Source organism: Kitasatospora putterlickiae (assembly GCF_039527695.1).
Classification (GTDB): Bacteria; Actinomycetota; Actinomycetes; order Streptomycetales; family Streptomycetaceae; genus Kitasatospora; species Kitasatospora putterlickiae.
In genome coordinates this window covers 427-3,988 of sequence record NZ_BAAAKJ010000531.1, presented here as the reverse complement: position 1 = coordinate 3,988, position 3,562 = coordinate 427, and the positions used below count along the sequence as shown (strand labels likewise).

3 protein-coding genes are annotated in these 3,562 nt (G+C 75.1%); all 3 read right to left on the bottom strand.

Going from position 1 to position 3,562, the window contains the following annotated elements; genetic code table 11:
* Positions 1-734 (bottom strand): hypothetical protein (locus ABD308_RS38800; protein WP_344345733.1); only part of this gene is annotated, 734 nt, incomplete at its 3' end.
* 202 nt (positions 735-936) lie between these two features.
* Positions 937-1,740 (bottom strand): exodeoxyribonuclease III, encoded by an 804-nt coding sequence (locus ABD308_RS38795; protein WP_344345731.1) that lies wholly within the window; start codon positions 1,738-1,740, stop codon positions 937-939.
* 105 nt (positions 1,741-1,845) lie between these two features.
* The coding region (gene ggt / locus ABD308_RS38790) for a gamma-glutamyltransferase (RefSeq protein ID WP_425554966.1) at positions 1,846-3,562 on the bottom strand (1,717 nt) is incomplete at its 5' end.

Genomic DNA, 3,562 nt, shown 5'->3' with positions numbered 1-3,562 from the left:
GCGGCCGCCGAGTTCGGCGAGGGCCGGCCAGTCGTAGAGGTCGGCCCGGGCCCGCGCCCCGACGAACAGGTGGACCCGGCGCCCGCGCGCCGCCGCAGCAGCCAGAAGCCGCCGATCCCGCCCACGACCAGCAGCGCACCGCCCACCAGTTCCACCGGGTCGGCCGCGATCGAGCCGCCCAGGCCGGTCTTCACCGCACCGTGCGGGGCGACCTGCTGGCCGCCGGCGCCGGACTGCCCGAGCGAGCCCGCCCACTCGCCGGCCGCCTCGCTCCACCCGCCGATGCCGGAGGGCGCGGCGCCACCGGCGGCGGCGGAACCACCGGACGCGGCGGAACCACCGGACGCGGCGGAACCACCGGAGGAGGTGGACACCGAGACCGTCGTCACCGTCACGCTGGTGGCGAAAGCGGCGCCGTCGGGACAGGTTCCGTCGACCTTGCTGTCGCCGCCGTACTTGTCCGCCAGCCGGGCGGAGCCGGTGTGCCGGCCGTCCGAGCCGAGCGTGAGGGTGGCGGGGCCGCCCTCGAAGGCCGGCGAGTTGGCGGTGATCGTCTTGGCGGTGGGCTTGTCGGACTTCTCACAGGCGACCGTGACCGTCACGGTCTGGCCCGGCGAGGCCTGGGACGGGCTGACCGAGGCGGCGCCGTCCTTGGCCAGCGCCAGCGGAGCCGTCAGGCCGGTCAGCAGCGTCGCGCCGATCAGGGCGGCGGCGGCCGTACGCGTGGGGCGCATACCGGAACCTCCGGGATTCTCTCGGGCGCGGCCGGGGACTCCTACGTCCACGTGATCGAACAACCACACCCGGTCACTCACCGACGGTAGGCAGCCACCGCACACCCGGCCACCGCTCTGGCCCGTTCGGGGGAGGGCCGCTCACCCCGCGTCACGCGAGAGCGCCGAACGGCGGACGGCGAACGGCGGACGGCGCGCCCGCTCAGAGGTCCAGGTCGACGACGACCGGGGCGTGGTCCGAGGTGCCCTTGCCCTTGCGCGCCTCACGGTCGACGTAGCTGTCGGTGACGGCGTCCACGAAGGGCTTGTTGGCGTAGGTGAGGTCGATCCGCATGCCCCGGTTCTTCGGGAAGGCCAGCTGGCGGTAGTCCCAGTAGGTGTAGGGGCGGTCGTACTTCAGCGGGCGCGGCACCACGTCGTGCAGTCCGGCCGCGTCCAGGGCGGCGAGGGCGGCCCGCTCGGCGGGGGTGACGTGGGTGAGGCCCTCGAAGGCGGCCACGTCGAAGACGTCGTCGTCGCCGGGCGCGATGTTGAAGTCGCCGAGGACGGCGAACGGGCGCTCGCCGGCCGCGTCCTCCAGCGAGGCGCGGCGCAGCGCCTCCAGCCACTCCAGCTTGTAGCGGTAGTGGGCGTGGTCGACCTCGCGGCCGTTGGGCACGTAGACCGACCAGACCCGGACCGGGCCGCAGGTGGCGGCGACGGCGCGCGGCTCGACGTCGGGCAGCAGGGCGTCGTCGGCGAGGTAACCGGGCTGCTCGGGCAGGTCGCGGACGACGTCGTCGAGCCCGATCCGGGAGACGATCGCCACGCCGTTCCAGCGGCCGGTGCCGTGCGCGGCGGTCTCGTAGCCGAGCTCGCGCACCGGCTCGTACGGGAAGGCGTCGGCGGCGCACTTGAGCTCCTGGAGGCAGAGCACGTCGGGCTTGGCGCTCTCCAGCCATTCGAGGAGCTTGGGCAGCCGCGCGGTGACGGAGTTGATGTTCCAGGTGGCGATGCGGACGGTCACGGCGGGCGGCCTTCCCGGTGGCGGTTCGGTACGGACGGTACGGCTTCGGTACGACGGGGTGGACGCCCGCCCGGCCTCACGGCCGGAAGGACGCCCACCCCGAATCTACCGAACGGCACCGACAGTCCCGCCCGGCCTCACGGCGCGGGCCGCACCACCGCCGCCGAGCCGCCGCCCCGGCGCCGCGGCGATCCAGCGGCCGTCCGGCAGCCGCTCGACGCCGGTCGCCGCGCCGATCTCCGGCGTACTGGCGAACACGTGGCCGAGCGCCTCCAGCCGGGCCCGTTCGGGCAGCGCCAGGAAGGCCGGCTCGGCCTGGGTGGCGGCGGTGTTGCGCTGGCTGGCGCGCGGCGCGGCGATCGCCTGCTCCAGGCTCAGGCCCCGGTCGAGGCGGCCGAGCAGCACCTGGAGGGTGGTGGTGATGATGGTCGCGCCGCCGGGCGAGCCGGCCGCGAGCAGGGGCTCGCCGTCGCGCAGCACGATGGTCGGCGAGAGCGAGGAGCGCGGCCGCTTGCCGGGGCCGGGCAGGTTGGGGTCGGGCACCCCGGGGAAGAGCGGGGTGAAGTTGAAGTCGGTCAGCTCGTTGTTGAGCAGGAAGCCGCGGCCGGGGACGGTGATGCCGCTGCCGCCGGTCTGCTCCAGGGTCAGGGTGTAGGAGACGACGTTGCCCCAGCGGTCGGCCACGGTGAGGTGGCTGGTGCTCAGGCCTTCGTAGGGCTCGGCGGCGGGCGCCGGGGCGGCGTCGGGGCAGCCGGCCGGGTGACGCGGGTCGCCGGGGGCGACGGGGCTGGTGAGCGCGCGGTCGGGGCTGATCAGGCAGGCGCGGGAGGCCGCGTAGCGCGCGGACAGCAGCTCCTTGACCGGGACGTCGTTGAACGCCGGGTCGCCGACCCAGCGGTTGCGGTCGGCGAAGGAGAGCCGGGAGGCCTCCAGGAAGTGGTGGTAGTACTGCGTGGCGTCGTAGCCGGCGAGCTCGCCGTCCTCCAGGATGCCGAGCGACTCGCCGACGGTGGTGCCGCCGGAGCTGGAGGGGGCGATCGAGTAGACGTCGTAGTCCCGGTAGGCGACGTGGGTGGGCTGCTGGCGGCGGACCCGGTAGGCGGCCAGGTCGGCGGCGTCCACCTGGCCGGGCCGGGCGACCCGGCCGGAGGCGGGGTCGACGGGCGGGTGCTGGACGGCGCGGACGACGTCCTCGCCGATCGCGCCCCGGTAGAGCGCCCCGGTGCCCTCCTTGCCGAGCTGGCGGTAGGTGGCGGCGAGGTCGGGGTTGCGGAAGGTGGAGCCGACGACCGGGAGCACGCCGCCGGGCAGGAAGAGCTTCGCGGTGTCGGGGAAGTCCTTGAACCGGGCCTGGTTGAGCGCGGTCTGGTCCTGGAAGGTCTGGTCGACCGTGAAGCCCTGCTCGGCGATCCGCTGGGCGGGCTTGAGGTTCTCGGCGAAGCTCCGCCGGCCCCACAGCTCGACGGCGGTCTCCCAGGTGGCCGGGGAGCCGGGCACGCCGACCGACAGGCCGCTGGTGACGGCGTCGGCGAACGGCAGCGGCTTGCCGTCCTCCAGGAACAGCGAGGCGTCGGCCTTCCGGGAGGCGGTCTCCCGACCGTCGACGGTGTGCACCCGGCCGGTGGCGTGGTCGTAGTAGACGAAGTACCCGCCGCCCCCGATCCCGGCCGAGTACGGCTCGGTGACCCCGAGCGCCGCCGCGACGGCCACCGCCGCGTCCACGGCGTTGCCGCCCTTGCGCAGCACCTCGATGCCGGCCGCCGTGGCGTCGGCGTCCACGCTGGCCACCGCTCCGCCCCAGCCCACCGCCTCGGGCACCTTG